Genomic DNA, 15756 nt, shown 5'->3' on the forward strand with positions numbered 1-15756 from the left:
AGGATGCGGTGATCGAGGAGATCCTGCCGTCGACCGTGTCGGCCTTCGACTCGATCACCACACGGGAGGGGTCGCCGGACCGGGCAACTGTGACGCACGCGAACGGCCCGGGGGACGGCCAATGGCCCGGCTCCCGCGGCGGTCTCTTCCCGGAGGAGGAGGCAGCTCTGCGCCACGCATCAAAGAAGCGGCGCCAGCAGTTCACCCAAACTCGGCAGCAGGCGCGGGCGGCGCTCGCCGCGCTCGGCCTTCCCCCCGCTGCGATCCTGCCCGCACGTGACAGGGCGCCCACCTGGCCGCCGGGCACGGTAGGGAGCATCACGCACTGCACCGGCTACGCCGCGACGGCGCTCGCCCGCGCCGAGGACCTCATGGGCCTGGGCATCGACGCGGAGCCGCATCGGCCCTTGCCGCCCGCACTGTTGGAGCGCATCACCCGTCCCGAGGAGCATCCGGTGCTGGAACGGCTCCGCCGCACTGAACCCAAACTGCACGGCGGATGCCTGCTGTTCAGCGCCAAGGAGTCCGTGTACAAGGCGTGGTCGCCGCTGACCGGGCTGCCGCTCGGCTTTCAGGATGTGGTCGTGACCCTCACCCGGGCAACGGGAAAGCGGGCCGGGACGTTCACGGCGTGCCTGCCGCAAGGCGGCCCCGTCGGACGGTTCGCCGGCCGCTGGCTGATCCGCAACGGCCTGGTCGTGACCACCGTGACCGTCGGGACCTCAACGTCCTTCGAAGAGCTCTCGACGCACACGTCCCAAGCTGGCGACATCGGTTACGAGAAGAGGGAAGCATGACCATTCTGGAGGACAACCCGTTCCGGGCCGTCGACGGCCGGATCACCGAACTCGAGAACATCCGCGCGCACGTGCGGCGCGGCCCCAGCGAGCGGGCCACCGAGGCCCAGCACGCCAAAGGCAAACTCACCGCCCGCGAGCGCCTCTCCCTGCTCTTCGACGACGGCATGTTCACCGAGGTCGAGGGCCTTCGCCGACACCGGGCCACCGGCTTCGGACTGGAGGACAAACGCCCGTACACCGACGGCGTTGTCATCGGCTGGGGGCAGGTCTACGGACGCGTGGTCTTCGCCTACGCGCACGACTTCCGGATCTTCGGCGGCTCCCTGGGCGAAGCGCACGCCGAGAAGATCCACAAGATCATGGACATGGCGGCCGCGGCGGGTGCCCCGGTGGTGGGACTCTGCGACGGTGCCGGAGCCCGGATCCAGGAGGGCGTCACCGCGCTGGCCGGCTACGGCGGCATCTTCCAGCGCAACGTCCGCAATTCAGGAGTGATCCCACAGATCAGCGTGATCATGGGACCGTGCGCGGGCGGCGCCGCCTACTCGCCCGCCCTCACGGACTTCGTGTTCATGGTCCGCGGCATCTCGCAGATGTTCATCACGGGGCCGGACGTGGTGAAGGCGGTGACCGGAGAGCAGATCAGCCAGGAGGAACTGGGCGGAGCCGACACGCACACCACTGTGTCGGGAGTGGCGGGCTTCGCCTACGACGACGAGGCCGAATGCCTGGGCGACGTCCGCTACCTGCTGTCGCTTCTGCCGGCCAACAACCGCGAACTGCCCCCGGTGGAGCCCTCATCCGATCCGGCAGACCGCCGCACGCAGGCCCTCAGGGAACTCGTGCCGGCCGACCCTCACCGCCCGTACGACATGCGCCAGGTGATCGAGGAGTTCGTCGACGACGGGGACTTCTTCGAGGTGCACGCGGGTTGGGCGGGCAACATCGTGTGCGCCCTGGCGAGACTGGACGGCCATGTCGTGGGCATCGTCGGCAACCAGCCCTCCGCGCTGGCCGGGGTGCTCGACATCCACAGCAGCGAGAAGGCCGCACGCTTCGTGCAGACCTGCGACGCCTTCAACATCCCACTGGTGACGCTGGTGGACGTGCCGGGATTCCTCCCCGGCGTGGACCAGGAGCACGGTGGCATCATCCGGCACGGCGCCAAACTCCTCTACGCGTACTGCAATGCGACGGTCCCCCGCATCCAGCTGATCCTGCGCAAGGCCTACGGCGGTGCCTACATCGTCATGGACTCGCGGTCGATCGGGTCCGACGTGTCGCTGGCCTGGCCGGGCAACGAGATCGCCGTGATGGGCGCGGAAGGTGCGGCCAACGTCATCTTCCGACGTGAAATCGCCGCCGCCGGTGACCCGGAACTCGCCCGCAAGCAGTACATGGAGGAGTACCGCGAGAACCTGATGCACCCGTACTACGCAGCCGAACGCGGGCTCGTCGACGACGTGATCGACCCCGCCGAGACACGGGCACGCCTCATCGACGCCCTCGCCATGCTGCGCGCCAAGAACGCCCCCCTACCCACCCGCAAGCACGGCAACCAACCGCAATGAACGCCACCAGGCACGACGGGCCCACTCCCGAGCCGCTGATAGTGGTAAAGGCCGGCTCTCCGTCCCCCGAAGAACTCTCTGCCCTAGCCGTAGTGCTGCTCGCCGCGCTGCGAAGCCACCAGCTCACCGGCCCTGAGCAGGGCGTGCCCGCACCGCATGCCCCATGGTGGTACGCACAACTCATGGGGCACGGACCGACCATCTTCCAGAGGCCTCCAGCGCACCCCGCCTGGGGCCCACCCGACCGAACACAACGCAGCCGTGCCCGGCCTGGTCCGCACCGTCACCCCCTACCCGGCCACCACCGAGCGGGCCGCCCGGCTCCTACAGACCATCCCGGCCGGTGAACTGGAACCGGCCGCCCTCTTGGCCCTCCCGGCCGCCGACCCCGCCCTTCCACAGTCTGCTGGAGTACTGGAAGACCCATGCCCCGGCCGACCCGGCGGGCAGCCGGGAGCGGGGAGCGGGGACAGCGGCGCACGATGACGCACGGCCGGGCTGCCTTCACTGGTCTCGATGTCGTGGTGAGTGCAGGGAAGCCGAGGCCGGCGGAGCACCAGGTTCTTCCCGCAGCTCCAACGCACCCTGCAGCACCTGGCGCAGGCTCCTGATCGCGCGATCCAGACGGGCGGTCGTGGTCCCCACCCTCGTGCTCGATGCCTGTGCCTGGAGCTCTCTGGCCAGGTCGCGTGCCTGCGTCTCGACACCGGACAACAAGGTGGACAGCTGCGCCAGCAGATCGTTCGCGGCCCCGGTGCGCAACAGAACCGCCTGTTCGCGCAGTTGCACGTTCTTCTGGTACAGGTCGACGAAGACGGTCACCTTGGCGCGCAGCACCCAAGGATCGTACGGCCGCGACACGAAGTCCACGGCACCGGCCGCATACCCCCGGAAGATGGCGTGGGGACCCATCCCGTACGAGCTGACGAAGATGATCGGTGTGTCGCGGGTCCGCTCACGACGCTTGATGTGTGCGGCGGTCTCGTAGCCGTCCATTCCCGACATCTGGGTGGCGATTAGAACGAGGGCGAATTCGTGGACGTTCAGCGCCTTGAGCGCTTCCTCCCCCGACGAGGCAGCGACGAGCGTCTGGTCGAGCGTGGACAGGATGGCCTCCATGGCCAGCACGTTCTCCGGCTGGTCGTCGACCAGAAGGATCTTGGCCTTCCCGCCCGCCGCAAAGGACGGCGCGGGGGACCCGGCATCCGTCCGCTGAGCCACAGGTGGCTGTGACAGGGCCCGTTCCCGAGGTTCCGGGGCCGGGGGAGGCCAGTCGGCGGGTGGGGCGCCGATGTGCGTGGCGACGCCGAGGCGTTTCAGCAGCCGCTCCTCCAGCTGGGCGAAGGACCGTTCGGGTGCGCCGACGGCGGCGGCGCCTCCCGGATGCGCCACCCAGGCGGTGAAGCTCGGCGAGTGCCGGACACACGCTGCCAGGCGGTCGGCGATCAGTCGTGTGGTGCGCAGCAACTCGCGGGCGGGGAGCGTGCCGAGGAGGATACGCCGTGCGTCGTCGGAGAAGTCGAAGAACTCCGGCCGCGGCAACCGGCCGGTGGTGTCCACGGCGGCGTTGTGCATGAGGCCGCCGAGAAAGACCTCCACGAGGTGCCCGGTGTCCGTCGGAGGGCCCAGCGCCTCCTGCACCATGCGCATGACGGGCGGAGTGACGGGCGCCACGGCCGCGAGGTGGGCGGCGAGCCGATACGCCTCCGGGCTGGCCGCGCCGCGAAAGCGCAGAACGGCTTCGGCGTCCGGACCCTGCCGGCTCTCGGCGCGCCAGGGCTGGGTGACGGACCGCCCGATGTTCCACAGCGGCAGCACCGCGGTCGCGCTCGGTGAGGCGACCAACCGGGCCCAGTCGCCGACGGCGGCCAGTGTGGGTTCGAGCACCGGGACGGGGACGGAGTCGAAGCCGACGAGATCCGCCGGCAGTCTCGGGTCGGTGACGCGCCAGGCGGTGGTGGGACCGCCCCTGCGGACACTGGTGACGTGCCACGGCCCAGTCGTGATGCCCGAGTTCACCCACAGCCGGGCGGGCAGCGCCTGCAGGATCGCGGTGGGTTGCCGTCGGGCCCACATGGCCGCCGCTTCGCTCATCCGGCCGTCCCACCAGGCGTCGCCGACGCCGTCGCTGACCACGAGGACAAGGGTGCGGCCGGTGGGGTCGCAGAGCGCGGCCGGCGGAAGGTAGGGACCCTGCTGCCGGTAGGGACGGTTGCTCAGAAACGGGGCTCGGGGACCACGGGTGTTCAGTCCATACACGCGGATGTCGCGGAAGGACCCGGCCCGTTCCATCAGCGTGCGGATCTCCGAGGCCAGACGCTTCCACAGCAACATGGACACGCCGTCGTCGATCAGCAGAGCGAGGGAGAGCCAGCGGCTACCGGCGGGGCTCGTCACGGTCTCGGGCAGACCCGTTTCAGCCATGGCGTCCACCGTCCGTGCCACGTCCAGTTCCTGACGGCGCCGGTCGGGGAGCCGCTGCCGCAGCGGCCGTAACGCCTTGCCGAGCGTGAGATGACGGCTGGGCAGGACATGGGGGCCCGGGGTGCGTACGGCGTGCGCCCGGCGCGGGACCGGCTCCGGCCTGCTGTTCCCCCTCCCCTGCGGGGCCGCGTGCAGGGGGAACAGACGGTACGGGGCGAGGTCCGGCGGCGGGGGCGCGCCACATTGCGCGGGATCGTCGGCGCCGTCGGCCCGGGGCTCACCCTGCCCGGCGCTCTGCCGTAGGGCGGCCGGGGCCGGACGTCGCGCCAGCGGACGGACGTCGCTCGGCAGGTTCCTGGCCAGCCACAGGACGTCGAGGAGTTCCTCGTCGGCGAGGTCGACGCCGCTCCTGGCCAGGATCTCTCTCAGACGTCCGAACATGCACTCATACCGCCCCGCCGAGTTGGTGCAGGACGGCGTCGAGCAGTCGGCCAGCGTCCAGATCGATGCCGCCCGCGCGTAGGAAGACCGCATTGAGGAGCTGATCGGTCGCAAGTTCTCCGGGCGCGCGGCGGCCGAGGAACTCCTCCAGCAGGTCGTCGATGTCGTGGAGCGCCTCGTGGCCGAGGTGCGAGGCGACGATGTCCCGCAGCCGCTCCTCGTCGGGCTCGGGCAGGTCGAGACGGACGCACCGTCGGAGGAAAGCGGGCGGGAACTCGCGTTCACCGTTGCTGGTGATGACCACGACGGGGAACTCATGGCAGCGGACGCGGCCGCGGACCACCGGTGCCGGCGCGTCCGGGTCGTCAGTCCGCACGTGGACCGTGGAGTGCTCCTCGGGGAGGCGGCTGATCTCCGGAATCTCGAACTCGCCCTCCTCGAACACGGTGAGCAGGTCGTTGGGCAGATCGACGTCCCCCTTGTCCAACTCGTCGATGAGCAGGACCCTGGGCCGGTCCCGGGCAAGCAGCGCGTTGCCCAGGGGGCCGAGCCGGACGTACTGGCCGATGCCGGGTTCGGAGCCGACCGCGTCCCGGCGGAGGTTCGCTTCCCGCAACCGGCCGATCGCGTCGTAGTGGTAGAGGGCGTCCTGCAACGTCGAACGGCTATTGACCGGCCAGTACAGGACGCGGCCGAGGGCGAGCTCGTGGGCGATCGCGTGGGCCAGGGAGGACTTCCCGGTACCGGGGTGTCCCGTGACGAGCAGAGGCCGGCGCAGGTGGAGGGCGGCGCTGACGACGTCCGCGTCGTCGGGGCCGATCAGGTACGGGCGCGGGCGTGCGGTCCGCGAGCCGTCGGGCTCCTGCGGGTGGAGCCGTCGCCAGGGCGGGGCGGGCGGGAAGACGACAGAGCGGGGCACCCCATTGCCCCGGAAGAGCCGCCAGTCCCCGTCGCCGGACGGGGTGGGCTGGCCGGTGGCAGCGGATTCTGCGGCAGTCATGACGCGTGGGCTCCTTCTGGGGGGTCTTGCAGGGTCAGCGATCCGGGCCGCGGTCGCAGGCCGTGTTCCTCCCATACGAGCGCGGGGCGCGCGGGGAGCGTCTCCGGCTCGTCGAACGCCGTCCCGCGGAAGACGCGGACCCGCTCAGGCAGATCGGCGAGCGGCCCGGTGGGGTCCAGCTGTTGCAGACCGGCCGCGTTCGCGGGGGAGTCGGCCCGCCGGTCCCAGAGGACGACCGGGACACCGAGCGCCAGGCAGAGTTCGAGCAGTGCGTCCCGCTGATCCGGGGAACCGTGGAGCACGACCTGGGTAACGTCACGGTGAGTGCTCTGCAGCAGCCGCCTAAGCCGTGGCCGAGTGACACGTTCGTCGTCGACCACCAAGGGGGCCGCATGTCCGCTTTCCCAGCGCCGCCGGTGCTCACGTTCTCTGCCGCGCACCAGGTCGCTCATCTCCGGGCAGCTCAGGGTGATGCAGAACTCGGCGCCGATCGGCTGGTCGGGCACGAACTCGTTGGGTGCCCCGGGGTTCCATTCGTCGATGGGCAGATGGAGGCTGTCGCGGGCCACCAGAACCGTCGCGTGGGGCGCGGCTGTCGGGCCGAGCTCGTCCGCGACGACCTCGACGGCGTCGCGGACCCGCCGGGCCACTTCCTCGGGTGTCCTCGGCGAGCTCTCCGCCTCGTGGAGGGGGGTGTGCGTGCCGTCGGCGCGGGCGAGCAGGATGCGGCAGTAGTAACTCTCGCGTGCTTCGGTCCGCGCGCGGGAAACCTCGACGACGACACGGGAGAAGGGGGACGTCTGCCGGGCGGCCCAGCGGCCAGCGTCGGTGCGCCGTTCGGCGAGCGCCGCCGGGTGGATGCCGGTCCGGGCGGCCACCTGATCGGACCAGCTGCGCAGCTCCGCTCCCGCTTCGCTTCCCAGGGCGGCAGCCACGCATTCGACCAGGCGGAGCAGGGCCGGTACGGGCGGTGTGCAGTCCGGTACGCGCTCGCTGTCGGAGACGGACTCCAGGTGCTCGACGACGTGTTCGAGGTCGTCGGCGCAGAGATGCGTGCGGTTCAGCGGTTCGGGCAGCCAGGCGTAGCGCAGGGCCTCGCGGGCGGCGCGCGGTATGAGCGTGGGCTGCCCCTTGCAGATGCCGCGGAGCAGTTCCAGTAAGTGCTCGCATTCGTCCAAGGACAGGAGCAGGCACAGTCCGCCGGCACGGGCGCGGGTGAGGACGTCCGTCAGGCGTGTGCGCTCGTCATGGCCCGTGAGGGCCGGGGCCAGGGTGTTGCTCAGAGAAGGCAGGGCGCGGGGATGGGCCGCCACGAGTGCCGCGAGGTCGGGCATGGTCGGTTCATGGCTGTCGGGGACGGCGTATCCGAGCCGCCGTACGAGGGCGCGGGCATGTGCCGCGTAGGCCGTCCGGCCGCCGAGCAGCGACCACAGGAGCCGCTCGGTCTCCTGCTCGGCCGGGCTGCGTTCCGCCGCGGGCTGGGCCGTCGGGAGGGCGGCACCAATCTCGGTCAGGCGGGGCGGACCGTCGGCGTACTGCCGCAGGAGTGCCTCGAAGCCGCCGTCCTGGACGAAGCGATGCGCCGGGAGGGCCCGCAGGCGGCGGTTGCCGTAGGACCGGTCATCGCGAATCACCACGCCCACCAGGTGGTCCTCGCAGAACACTGCGGTTCCCGAGGCGCCTCCCCAGGCCTTGCGGCCGTCGTCGCGGAGGTCGGGCGCGGGCTCCTGGTCGAGCACGTAGAGGCCGCGGGCCCCGGAGGACAGCGGAGGCAGGACGCCGCGGAGGTGTTCGGCGTCACGACCACCTTCCGCGGATGCCAGCGGAAAGCCCAGTCCCTCGTAGCGCAGTGGGGCCGTGTCCACGGGGTGGCCCCATCGAACCGGCCCCGGTACGTCGATCTCGTCGTCCGTGAGCAGCAGGGCGACGTCCAGGTCCTGCGGATGGGTCCAGATCAGCTCCGCTTTGGTGCGGAGCGTCTGACCGCGGCCCGGGTGTCCCACTCTGACCTGGATCTCCTCCCCGTAGGCGCCGCTCTCGCCGTCCCGGAGGACGTGTCCGGCGGTGAGCACCAGGCGGGGTGCGACGAGATAACCAGAGCCGACGCGATGGCGCAGCCCCGTGGTACCGCTGCGGATCAGCACCAGTCTGTGCGGGTCCATCACTCCTCGTCCCAGGACCCGGTTTCGGTGTCGCTGATCTCGGGACTGGAGCCGCCGCGGGCTCGGTCCCGGACCGAAAGTTTCAGCGTCAGTCTGTGGGTGCGGATGGTGGAGTGCTCACCGCCCGCGCCGACGGTCGCCACACCGAAGCTGACCTTTCCGTCCCCCTTGCCGCTGTTGCGCAGTTCCAGCTGCAGCTCCAGTTCGGCCTCCTCGATGCCGAACGCGAATTGCTGCTCTGCCCCCTGATCCTGCGCCCGATAGAGCTCCTGCCGCAGTTCCTCGATCGCTGCGGCAAGACCGATCCCCGCCATCCGCACCCCCAATGCGCACTGTGCCTGCGGAATAGTCTGCCAAGGTTCGGGGCCGGTCGCCCGTGCTTCGGGGGAACGGGCGCGTCGGGGTGCGTGTCCGGCGGGTGGGCGGCGGGGCCGCGCTCGACGTCGCGTGACGTTCCCGTGCAACGACGCGAGCCCCAACGGGGGTCGGAGCCCTCGATCGCATCTGCTGGAACGGTGAGGGCTGCCGATTGGCGAGTGCCGCAGAGCACCCCTGGTAGGCGCTGGCGAGGAAGCGTGCAGCGGCGATCAGGAACACGCTGGCGTCGCACCCCGGTTCGAGGCCGATGTGCAATGGTCGTGCCCTGCCTGCGCTTGGTCGCTGCTCGACGAAGGCGGCACGGAAGGGGTGAGGGGCGCCGGACAAGGCCGTACTTGCAAGTGCCTGATGCCGGACGGTTCCGCTGCGCCCGGATGCGGCCCAGTAGGTTGCCGAGCACTTCACCGCGGCCGGTCCGGAGCATCTGTGGGCCGGGTGACGTTCTCCTCGGCGTGGGGGAGCCGTGAGGCCCTAGATGCGGTCCTTGTTCGGGCTGACGTCGTTGCGGAGCCCCCATTGCATTCCCCGAGCAGCACGGGGCCCCGGGACGCGCGCCCCGGGGTCTGGCTGTGTCACTTCGCTGACCGCCCGGTGCGGTTGATCGGCTCCTACGGCGCCGGTTCGTAGACGACGGTGGTGGTGGGGCAGTCCTCGGCGAGGCGGCGTGAGCGTGCGCGACGTCCAGGCAGAAGGGAACTGAGCCGCAACCCGCCGATCGCCTGCTTCCGGCGCATTCCGGCTGCCCTCCGAGTCGGGGCGAGCTGTTCGGGCTCCGAGACCATCCCGTGGCGGGTTTCTGATGGGATCGGGGTGTGGCTCTACAGCCACCCGCGCTTCGTCGCGTTTACACCGGCCTGGAACCTGCTGGCCGCGTCCAGTCGTTCCATCAGGCTCGACATCATCCGGCTGACCGTGCGCACCGAGATGCCGAGGTTGCGGGCCGCGGCCTCATCGGTGTCTCCGGCGGCGACCATGTCCAGCAGCGCGCGTTCCGTCGGGGTGCACCCGTTGTCGTTGGCGGGCGGCTGTTCGCCGAAGGACGTCCCCGCTGACCAGCACAGCTCGAACAGGGCACACAGGGCGGTGATGATGCCGGAGCCGTGTACCTCGATCGCGCCCTTGCGCGGGTCATCCGGGTCCAAGGGCAGGATCGCGGCCCGGCGGTCGACGATGATCATCTGGATGGGCACGGTGGGGACGGTACGCATCTGCCCGCCGTGCTCGATGAGCCAGCGGGCGTAGGCGAGGGTGTCGGGGTCGTTGCGGAAGCTGTCGCGGCAGACGGCCCGGATGGCCACGCCCCGCAGCAGAGCCTCCTCGTTGAGCGGGGTTGCGGCATTGCGGGCGTCGGGCCTGTGCGCGCCACCGGGGTTGAGGGATAGGCACTCGAACTCGGTCGTCCGCTGGAGTTCTTCCAGCCGGGTACGGACGGCGTCGAGACCTTCGAGTCGCGTGGCACTGTCCGACATGCGTGTGCCGAGGTGTTCGGCGGATATCGCCGCGATCTCGGCCCGGGTGGTCTCCACCTGGGCCAGGCGCGCCGCGAGGTCGGCTTCGGCAGAGGCCAGCAGCGTAGTGAGGCCGACTTCCGGACTGACGGGACGCAGTTTTCCCCCGCGCTGGTCGGACGGCTTGAGCAGGGCGAGCGCGGCCAGTTCGTCGAACGCGGCGCGGATCACCCTCTCCTGAAGTCCGGTGTCCGCCATCAGATCGGTGACCCCGTGGTCGGGGTGCAGCAGGGTCGCCCGGTAAACGGTCTCGGCATGGGGCGAGAGCCCGAGTAATTGCAGCATGTGGTCCCCCTTTGGTTAGGACTTGGTCAGGATCACCCATGAGCGCAACCTTCCGCATATGACAGGACGTGTTCAAGCCCGCAGGCGATCCGAGGTGGCGTCTAGTCGCCTGGCGTTTTGACGCCCGTCTGCGGCTAGTGACACCGCCACCGCCGTGGGACAGCCTTATGCCATCGAACGCAACACCCCGCAGAACGGGGTGGACGCGACAACGAAGACAAAGAAGCTGATTCTGAAGGGTGGAGTTTTCCATGTCCCGGATCGCCGCAGTCCTGCTCGCATCCGCCGCTCTCATCGTCGCCGTCGCAACCTCCGGAGCCGTCTCTCATGGAGCGCAGGACGCGGGACGTGCGTCCGCCGGCGACGGGTTCGGCTGGGGAACGGGGCAGGTAGTGGCCGATGACGGGTTCGGATGGGTGACGCACCAGATCAGGGCCGACGATGGGTTTGGCTGGGTGACACCCCAGGGCGGAACCGACACCGGTCAGGGAGCTGGCACAGGCCAGTTGATCTGACGCCGATCCCACCCGGAGTCCGACGGTGCCAGGTCACGCGAGAGCGCCATGTACATGATCACAATGCGGCTGGTCGGTTCCCACGGAACGCCTGCGGCGCCCGACGACCTCAGGGAACTCCTCACCGCCCACTTCGATCCCGTGGACCGGATCGAGCACCTCTGGACACGCGGCGACGGAGACCGGATCGACCTGGTCTTCTTCGTCCTGGCCGGATGCGAGGCCGAGGCCCTACTGACCGCTCGCGCGGCGTGTCTGCGGGCCATCGCCCACACACCACGGCTCGCGGCCTGGAGGCTGTCGGACACCGCCGACGCCGGTGACGGCCGCGAGTTCTGGTAACGGCGCAGGACACCCGCCTGCCTACCCGCCCCGCCCTTACGCATGCCTCCACCCTTCTCCACCCCCCAGGCCCGCGCGTCGGCCACCACCACGAAGGCAAGAGAGAGGAACCCACCATGCTCGAAACCGCTGACGCAGGGTCACGTACGGCGCTCGACCGCACCACCGAACGCCGCCACATCGGGACCTTCCAGGTTCCCGACGACGTCACCTCCATGGAGTTCTGCCTGCCAGGAGCGCGGCTGGAGACCACGAACGTGAGCGAGAGCGATGGCACGAACGGCGTCGTCCGGGTGACCCGCATCTCGAACGGGCCGGGCATCACCGACTACGTCACCCACGAGAAGGACTTCGCCTACTCCGCCTACGGCATCCACGTAGGCCAGGACGACCGACTCACCTTCTTCGGCGAGGGCCAGCGCATCACCGTGCACCTGATCGACTGCCGCGAAGACTCGCCCCAGCTCGGCGACGAGATCACCATCAAGATGGCCGTCTCGCCCTACCGGGTCCTGATCATCCCCAAGGGCATCGCCCACACCCTCGACGGCCTGGGCGGAGTCGTGACCCGCGACGAACCCGTCTGGTACGCCGACCAGAACCCCGACTGGGAACCGGACAACGATCTCGTGTCCTTCTTACGCTCCTCGCAGCAGGCTCCAGTGGTGCGCACCAACCGCCACGAGCTGCCGGTCGCCGCGCACCTGCTGCTCTCCCGGATGTCCCAGCAGACCAACGCGCAGGATCAGGGCGCCTACGCCGCCCGATACCGCGTTTCCATCGGCGGCAACACCACCTACGCGACGCTCAGGCCGTCGTGGCGGGCCGCCGAAACGGGGAGCGACATCCACCCGTGGGCCTCACGCAACAACTTCGTGTTGACGGGCCCCGAGTCCTTCACCGTCGTGCCCTCCACCGACAGCTGCACCTCCGACGTCCTCGAAGTGGACCTGGACGGCAGCCGGGCCCAGGACAGCCCCGACGCAGGCGAGGGCAGCGCCGGCGGCCGGTTCGTCCGCCACGAATACTCCCGCCGCCGCCTCACGTGGCTGGCGGGCAGCACGGACGCGCAGATCGAGGTGGTGACCGCGGACGGCGAACACTCCGTGATCCGCCTCGGGGACCCCACCATCGGGGTCCGCGTCCCCCCTAGTACCTGGTACCGGCTCACCGGAACCGGCCGTGTCTGGCTCCGCTCCGAGATGGAACTCCTGGACCTCGAACCCTGGGCCCTGGACCACCCTCTCGGCCGCGACGTCACCACCACCGATCCGTCCGATGCCGGCGCCAGCAGGCCCGAGCAGGACAGCGACCGCTACCTGCCCGGACCGGCTCTCCATGCGCTGGCGCGCATGGAAGCCAAAGCAATATCGCTCACCCGCTGAAACCCCACCGAAGAACCCACCGAAGGGAACACATCATGTCGATCACCAGTGTCCAGACCGCCGCCTGGAAGACCGAGCTCGCCGCCATGTCCGGTGACGTCACGGACCCCGCCGCCCGCGCTGCCCTGGAGAGCCTGAGCTCCGCGCTGGAGCCCTACTTCGAGACCCCGGAGTACTTCCGCAGCATCCTCGGCAAGATCGCCTCGGCAATGATCGACGCCGACACGGAGGAGCAGATCACCTCGCGCTCCTTCGGCGACCTGGCGGAGTTCAAGGCCGCCCTCCCGGAGGGTGTCGTCGTCACCACCGTCTGATCACCGCGGTAGTCGTTGGGGGCGGGTGCACCGGTCCGGTGTACCCGCCCCAGGCACGCGCGACCACTTCGGATCCCAGCACTGCAGAGAGGAACGTCCATGTCCGCCTTCCCCAAGCCGCACCTGATCATGACCAAGACTCGCACGATGGGTGCGGACTCCGGCCTCCCGGGAGCGCGGCACATCCGGTCCTCCCGCAACGACCGGCCGTACCACTACATGGTGCACAGCCCGCACTTTGCGTACGAGGAGTACGCGGTGCACCTCGGCCAGTACGACCGGCTCTCCTTCTACGGCCCGGCGGGCGCCGGACCCGTCACCGTCCACATGTACGACTGCCGGGCGGACTCACCGGAGTACGACCGGAAGCTGAAGATCGATGTCCCGGCCGACGGATCGTGCGTACTGGCCATCCCGCCGGGCTACGCGCACTGGTTCGAGCAGCTCGGCACCGTAACCACCCGCAACGACTACTCCCTCCACGCGCCACAGGACCCCGCCTCAAAGTGGTCCCCGCTCGACGACAACGCCACCTACTCCGTCGCCGACATGGACCGCGCGCGCCCCCGGACCGTCGCCAACACCGTCGAGCTGCCGACGGCGGCCCAGTTCCTGATCTCCAAAGTGGTGTCCCGCAGCTGGCTCGGCGGCGCGACCGAGCAGGGCGTCGTCGCCTCCGCCGAGATCGGCGGCGAGCTCCACCGCTACTTCATCGACCGGGACCTCACAGGGCAGCAACCCGTTCTGCCCGCGTCGGAACTCGCCACCGTCACCACCGGGATCGGCTCATACCAGTCGATCCGTGATGACTCGTACGGCATCGGCTCCAACGTCGAGAACGGGCTGGCCGACACCATGGTTTACGACATTCCGGCATCCTGGCCGCAGTATTTCAGCTCCCATCCCCATCTCACTCTGAAGCTATCCCCCTTGCTGTACGACAATCCCGAGATGGACCTCCAACTCGTCGACCGCCGCGCGGACTCTCCCACCTTCGGGGCCAGCCAGATCCTCCCCTTCCCGCAGGACTCGCGGGCCGTCCTGACCATCGAACCGGGTGTGCTCATGCGGGCCCGAGGCAGGGGGACGCTCCACTACCGGGTGGAGTACGAGGTCCACGACTCCCGCGGCGCGCGCCTGCCCGAGCTCTTCGTCCCGGTCCACGCCGACGGATTACTGCCGACCTTTGACGCGCCGGGTGCCGCTCTCGCGGGCAACGTCGTCCGAGAGCTGGCCTACCAGTGACGACGACCCAGCAAGAGCCGAAGACCGGCCGCGCCGTGCTCCCCACCGCGTCACGCTGGCTGACGCTGCTACTCGTGGTCTTCGCGGTGCTCGTCACCTCCCGTTCCATGAGCGAGGGCATCTACGACATCGCGTTCGCCAACCTGGCCCTGGACCTCTCCGGCCTGGTCAGCACGGTCGGCCTGGTGTACTGCGTGGGCTACGGCGTGGAGGTCATCGCCTCTATCGCGGCCGGCCCCCTGCTAGACCGAGGTAACCCGAAGACCGTCCTGGTCGTGGCCTACCTCGTCAAGATCGGCGTGTTCGTCCTCATCGGCATCGGCTCCACGTTCCTCTCCTCCCACCTGTGGGCGATCGTCGTCGCGGCGGCCACGGTGGACATGGTCCACCACATCGGGGAAATGGCCCTGTTCGTGCTCATGCCGCGGATCCTCGACGCCAATACCCTCGTCCGGGTGCAGGGCATCGGCGCAACCATCCGCTCGTCCGCCGAACTACTCTCCCCGGTCGTGGCGGGCCTGGTCATCGCCCTGCTCCCCGGGTCCCAGGCCCTCCTCGTCGCCGCTGGCCTCCAGGTCATCGCCCTAGCCGTCTTCGCTACCTTCATCACCGTCGTGGCCCGACAGCCAGGATCCGCGCACCCGAAGTCCGTCCACGCGCAGGGGTCTGACGCCGCGACCAGCGTGAAGACCGCCAGCGCTGCGCCCGAAGAGGAACCCGCCCCCGCCCCCCTCCCGTCCCGCCGCGCGGTGGCGCGAACCCTTGCCACCAGCCCGGCCTGGCGCCGCTTCCTCACCTTCCACGCCCTGACCGTGCTCGCCCTCTCGACGGTCATCCTTTCCCTGCTGTCCCTCATGAGGGAGACCTTCGACATGTCGCCGGCCCGCGCCGGCTCCTTCCTGGCGTTCTCCACCATCGGAGCCATCATCGGTGGCCTCGTCGTCGCGAAGGCCGGCCCGGAAGGCATCTACTCCAGCCTCCGCTGGGCTACCGCCCTCGCGGGCGCCGGCACCCTGACGGCGGCACTACTCGGCGGGACACAGTGGATCCTCGCGGGCGCCCTCGTCCTCTTCGGTCTCGGCTTCACCGTGTACCTCAGGTCGGCCGGACTCCTCGTTCAGCTTCGCGCCCCCGCCGCCTTGCTCGGCACCTGGCACGGGCTCCTCGACGCCGTCATCCGCGTCGTCAGTGCCGGGGCGATCCTCGCCACCGGCTTCCTCTTCGACCGCTTCGGAGGCAGGCCCGTCTACCTCGCCTTCGGCACGCTCCTCCTGCTCACCGCAGCCTTCTGGTCCACCTTCGGCACCCAGGACCAGCAGAACCTCGGCTCGACCCCCCTGCACCCCGCCCCCGCCCCGTAAAGGTCTACGCCGGTGAGCCGCTTCG

12 protein-coding genes and 1 pseudogene are annotated in these 15756 nt (G+C 69.8%); 7 read left to right on the forward strand and 6 right to left on the reverse strand.

Going from position 1 to position 15756, the window contains the following annotated elements:
• The first annotated feature begins 8 nt into the window (after window positions 1-8).
• Together OG386_RS46265 and OG386_RS46270 are read left to right on the forward strand one after the other, a co-directional pair.
• Complete coding sequence (locus tag OG386_RS46265) at window positions 9-797, forward strand: 4'-phosphopantetheinyl transferase family protein (protein ID WP_328786202.1); 789 nt, start codon at window positions 9-11, stop codon at window positions 795-797.
• Complete coding sequence (locus OG386_RS46270) at window positions 794-2371, forward strand: acyl-CoA carboxylase subunit beta (RefSeq protein WP_328786201.1); 1578 nt, start codon at window positions 794-796, stop codon at window positions 2369-2371. Before OG386_RS46265 ends, OG386_RS46270 begins: the two co-directional genes overlap by 4 nt.
• A gap of 504 nt (window positions 2372-2875) precedes the next feature.
• On the opposite strand, the gene OG386_RS46275 is transcribed toward OG386_RS46270, so the two are convergent.
• From OG386_RS46275 to OG386_RS46300, 6 genes and pseudogenes are all read right to left on the reverse strand, one after another.
• On the reverse strand, window positions 2876-3592 hold the full coding sequence (locus tag OG386_RS46275; RefSeq protein ID WP_328793113.1) for a response regulator: 717 nt from the start codon (window positions 3590-3592) through the stop codon (window positions 2876-2878).
• Between the two features lie 216 nt (window positions 3593-3808).
• Window positions 3809-5329 (reverse strand): annotated as a pseudogene (locus OG386_RS46280) (SAV_2336 N-terminal domain-related protein); the annotation flags it as partial.
• Window positions 5241-6236: an AAA family ATPase gene (locus OG386_RS46285; protein WP_328786200.1), complete on the reverse strand. Its 996-nt coding sequence runs from the start codon at window positions 6234-6236 to the stop codon at window positions 5241-5243. The gene OG386_RS46285 and the pseudogene OG386_RS46280, both read right to left, overlap by 89 nt.
• Window positions 6233-8398: a VMAP-C domain-containing protein gene (locus tag OG386_RS46290; RefSeq protein WP_328786199.1), complete on the reverse strand. Its 2166-nt coding sequence runs from the start codon at window positions 8396-8398 to the stop codon at window positions 6233-6235. The genes OG386_RS46285 and OG386_RS46290 overlap by 4 nt, the downstream gene beginning before the upstream one ends.
• Window positions 8398-8712, reverse strand: a complete 315-nt coding sequence (locus tag OG386_RS46295) for a trypco2 family protein (protein WP_328786198.1) — start codon at window positions 8710-8712, stop codon at window positions 8398-8400. The genes OG386_RS46290 and OG386_RS46295 overlap by 1 nt, the downstream gene beginning before the upstream one ends.
• Window positions 8713-9594: 882 nt before the next feature.
• Window positions 9595-10569 carry a helix-turn-helix transcriptional regulator gene (locus OG386_RS46300; RefSeq protein WP_328786197.1) on the reverse strand — a complete coding sequence of 325 codons (975 nt, stop codon included), beginning with the start codon at window positions 10567-10569 and terminating at the stop codon, window positions 9595-9597.
• Window positions 10570-11132: 563 nt separating this feature from the next.
• Between OG386_RS46300 and OG386_RS46305 the strand changes: the two genes are divergently transcribed.
• From OG386_RS46305 to OG386_RS46325, 5 genes are all read left to right on the forward strand, one after another.
• Entirely contained in the window at window positions 11133-11426 is a 294-nt protein-coding gene (locus OG386_RS46305; RefSeq protein WP_328786196.1) for a hypothetical protein, read from the forward strand.
• Window positions 11427-11542: 116 nt separating this feature from the next.
• Window positions 11543-12811 carry a hypothetical protein gene (locus OG386_RS46310; protein WP_328786195.1) on the forward strand — a complete coding sequence of 423 codons (1269 nt, stop codon included), beginning with the start codon at window positions 11543-11545 and terminating at the stop codon, window positions 12809-12811.
• A 35-nt stretch (window positions 12812-12846) separates the two neighbouring features.
• A complete protein-coding gene (locus OG386_RS46315) occupies window positions 12847-13125 on the forward strand; it encodes a hypothetical protein (RefSeq protein WP_328786194.1) in 279 nt (92 codons plus the stop codon).
• 99 nt (window positions 13126-13224) lie between these two features.
• The gene (locus tag OG386_RS46320) at window positions 13225-14370 is read left to right on the forward strand and encodes a hypothetical protein (RefSeq protein WP_328786193.1); all 1146 of its coding nucleotides are present in this window, start codon (window positions 13225-13227) and stop codon (window positions 14368-14370) included.
• A complete protein-coding gene (locus OG386_RS46325) occupies window positions 14367-15731 on the forward strand; it encodes an MFS transporter (RefSeq protein ID WP_328786192.1) in 1365 nt (454 codons plus the stop codon). The genes OG386_RS46320 and OG386_RS46325 overlap by 4 nt, the downstream gene beginning before the upstream one ends.
• Window positions 15732-15756: the final 25 nt, after the last annotated feature.

Origin of the sequence: Streptomyces sp. NBC_00273, assembly GCF_036178145.1 — a bacterium.
GTDB lineage: Bacteria > Actinomycetota > Actinomycetes > Streptomycetales > Streptomycetaceae > Streptomyces.